Genomic DNA, 3226 nt, shown 5'->3' on the forward strand with positions numbered 1-3226 from the left:
GGCCAGCGCGCGGTACCCCGTCACGGCCGCGGACCTCGCGGCGGGGCGGTCGGCGCTGGCTGCGCTCGCGGGGCCAGATCAGCGCCCGGCCGCGGCAGACGGATCGGCGGTGCCGGACGGGTCGGGGGTGGCGGACGGTTCGTCGTACGAGCGCGAGCAGTTCGGGACGGCATGGGCGGACGTCGATCGCAACGGGTGCGACACGCGCAACGACGTACTGCGCCGCGACCTGACGGCCACCACGATCGACGCCGACGGCTGCACGGTGCTGACCGGCGTCCTCGCCGACCCGTACACGGGGCGCCGCATCGTGTTCGCGCGGGGCAAGGGCTCGGCGCTGGTGCAGATCGACCACGTGGTCGCGCTCGCCGCGGCGTGGTCGTCGGGAGCGGCGTCGTGGGACCGGCGCACACGCGAGGCGTTCGCGAACGACCCCGCCAACCTGCTCGCCGTCGACGGGCCAGCGAACCAGGACAAGGGCGCGTCCGACGCCGCCGCCTGGCTCCCGCCCGATCCCGGCTTCGCGTGCGTCTACGCGCTCCGCCAGATCCGCGTGAAGGCGGCGTACGGCCTGTCGGTCGCCGACGACGAGCGTGCGGCGCTCGACGACGCGCTGGACACCTGCGTCACCGCCTGACCGCGGGCGCGCCCGCGTCGGCTCCGATGCCGGTCCTGATGGTCGGGCGCGCGCCGTCGGCGAGGGCACCGGTGCCGGGCGTCAGGTGCCGGGCACGCCGGTGCCGGGCTCAGACGCTCAGGGCGCGGCTCCTGGGACCGCGACGTCCGTGCCCGACGCAGTGACGCGCACGCCGTCGCTCTGCACGACGGCGTCGGTGAGCACCAGCCCGTCGGGGAGGTCCTCGACGGGGATCTCGAGGTCCTGCAGTCGCGACGCGAGGTCGCTCGGCAGCGCCGCGGCCTCGACCCGCACGCCACCGACGCTCACCGTCGCGACGTCGACGAGCAGTCGACCATCCTCGACACGCGGCGTCAGCTCGCCCGCCAGGTCGAGCCCGAGCACCTGCCCGCTCAGACGCAGCGCATCCCCGGCGACCTCGACGGTGAGCTCGAGCGACGTGCGCTCGACCACCGCGCCCTGCAGCGACGCCGTCGGGATCGTGGCGTGCACGACGACCTCGTCCGCCCGGTACGGCGTGCTCGTCGAGACCCCGTCCGCGCCGATCACCAGGTCCGTCATCGCGACGCCACCGAGCGTCGCGCCGTCGACCGTCGCGTCGAGCCGGTCGAGCTCGCCGCGCGCGAGCTGCGGCAGGAACGGGAACCCGCCGACGTCGACCGCGGGCGCCCCGACGACCTCGTCGACGTTCTCGACGATCGCGTCGGACACCGTCTCGCGGGTGCGCTGCGCCGCGACCACGTCGGCGACGACGAACCCGAGCGCCACGAGGACGAGCAGCGTGAGGCCCACCACGAGCCCGGTCCGTCGTCGATGCGTCGTCATCCAGACACGGTAGGAGAGCCGCGGCGCTGCCGCGCGTCCGGACGACGACACGCGGTTCGTGGCCCACCCCCTCGCGGGCCGGGCGACGGCGTGGCGTTCGCCCAGGTCATCGCCGCGCCGAGCGGCGCCGAGTGGCCACCGAGCGGTGCTCGACGCCGCGCCAGATCCGGGCACAAACATGTGGCGCGCGTCACGCCCCGCGCCTAGCCTGGTGTCGAGGTCGCGACGAGGGACGCCCGATGACGTGGGTTCTGCTGCTGGTACTCAGCTCTCTGCTCCCGGCGCTCCTCTTCGGGGCGGTGTGGTCGCTGTTCCCCGGCGAGGAGGAGACGCCGCGGTGGCGTGCGGCCCTCGCACGGCGGTTCGAGCGCTGGGCGCACGCGCTGCGCCACGAGCCACCCGTCACGACGAACCCGTTCGACGCCCTGTGGGTCCAGGACCGGCTGACGAAGGTCGCCGACCACGTCCGGCAGCTCGAGAGCGACACCCGCGGGTATGCGCGCGCCGAGCGGATCATCGCCTCGCAGCTCGCCTACGACCAGCTCCTCGCGAAGGCCTGCGGGCTCGCCGGCGTGCAGGTGGTGCCGAGCCCGCTGGGCGACCCCGCCGAGAGGTTCCGCGAGGAGGTCGAGCTCGCCTCCCGCGGCTGGTCGTGGTGAGCGCGCGGCCAGACCCGGGCAGGGACGCCGGTCCTGAGCAGGGCTGAGCTCCGGCCCGACGTCAGCCCGCGCGGACCGTGAGCGTGCTCGGTCCGGCCGGTGTGCGCCGGACCTCGATGCGGTCCGCGATGGTCTGCTTCAGCGCGTCGACGTGCGACACGACCCCGACCACGCGGCCACCGGCGCGCAACCGGTCCAGCTCGGCGAGCACCTGGTCGAGCGTGTGCGGGTCGAGCGACCCGAACCCCTCGTCGACGAACAGCGTGCCCAGGTCGATCCCGCCGGCCTCGGCGGTCACGACGTCGGCCAGCCCGAGCGCCAGGCACAGCGAGACGTAGAACGTCTCCCCGCCCGAGAGCGTGCGCGGGTCCCGCGGCTGCTCGGTGTGGTGGTCCAGCACCCGCATCGCCAGGCCGGTGCGTCGCGAGCTCACGTCCTCCTTGCGGTCGCTGCGCACGAGCTCGTACCGGCCGTCGGACATCCCGACGAGCCGTGCGTTGGCCGCCGCGACGACGTCCTCGAAGCGCCGGACCAGCACGTACGTCGAGAGCGACAGCCCGTGGTCGTTGTCCGTCCCCGTGCCGCTGGCCAGGCCGGCCATGCGCAGGACCGGCGCCGCGTCCCCGAGCCCGCGCAGATGGAGCTCGACCGACTGCCGCACGGCCCGTGCCGCCTCCTGCGCGGCCTGCGCACGTGACGCGCAGACGCCCGCCCGCGCGGCCGCTGTGCGCGCGTGCTCGGCCGCCTCACGCTCGACCTCGAGCGCGCGGGGCAGGTCCGGACCGGCCTGCCCGTCCTGTGCGTCGCGTCCGACGAGCAGCGGGTCGTCCTCGAGCTCGCGCAGGCCGGTCCGGACGCGGTCGAGCGCCGCGTCGTGCTCGCGCAGGGCGCGCTCGAGCACGGCGGCCTCGCCGTCGGGCAGGTCCGCCGCGCGTGCGGCGGCCGCGTCGGCGAAGTCGTGCTCGGCGAGCGCGGCGGCGAGCTCGGACGCGGCCCGGCTCAGCTCGCGGTGCGCGGCCAGGAGGTCGTCGAGCGCGGCGCGCAGACCCGCGGCGACCGCGGCGCGCTCGACGAGCTCCGCGTGCCGGGCGGCGACGGTCGGGTG

4 protein-coding genes are annotated in these 3226 nt (G+C 75.7%); 2 read left to right on the forward strand and 2 right to left on the reverse strand.

The window, feature by feature from the left end; translation table 11 throughout:
• A partial coding sequence (locus CWIS_RS18070; protein ID WP_156186630.1) for an HNH endonuclease family protein occupies window positions 1-637 on the forward strand: 637 nt, incomplete at its 5' end.
• A gap of 117 nt (window positions 638-754) precedes the next feature.
• Here CWIS_RS18070 and CWIS_RS11050 read toward each other — a convergent pair.
• The gene (locus CWIS_RS11050; RefSeq protein WP_048343356.1) at window positions 755-1462 is read right to left on the reverse strand and encodes a DUF2993 domain-containing protein; all 708 of its coding nucleotides are present in this window, start codon (window positions 1460-1462) and stop codon (window positions 755-757) included.
• 239 nt (window positions 1463-1701) lie between these two features.
• On the opposite strand from CWIS_RS11050, the gene CWIS_RS11055 reads away from it, so the two are divergent.
• On the forward strand, window positions 1702-2121 hold the full coding sequence (locus CWIS_RS11055; protein WP_048343331.1) for a hypothetical protein: 420 nt from the start codon (window positions 1702-1704) through the stop codon (window positions 2119-2121).
• Between the two features lie 61 nt (window positions 2122-2182).
• On the opposite strand, the gene CWIS_RS11060 is transcribed toward CWIS_RS11055, so the two are convergent.
• Window positions 2183-3226 (reverse strand): SbcC/MukB-like Walker B domain-containing protein (locus CWIS_RS11060; protein WP_048343332.1); only part of this gene is annotated, 1044 nt, incomplete at its 5' end.

Source organism: Cellulomonas sp. A375-1, assembly GCF_001040865.1.
GTDB classification, from domain to species: domain Bacteria; phylum Actinomycetota; class Actinomycetes; order Actinomycetales; family Cellulomonadaceae; genus Cellulomonas; species Cellulomonas gelida.

Excerpts from the sequence above, each read along its gene's own strand:
- CWIS_RS11050 (WP_048343356.1), bottom strand. The coding sequence starts at position 1,462 with ATGACGACGCATCGACGACGGACCGGGCTCGTGGTGGGCCTCACGCTG.
- CWIS_RS11055 (WP_048343331.1), top strand. The coding sequence starts at position 1,702 with ATGACGTGGGTTCTGCTGCTGGTACTCAGCTCTCTGCTCCCGGCGCTC.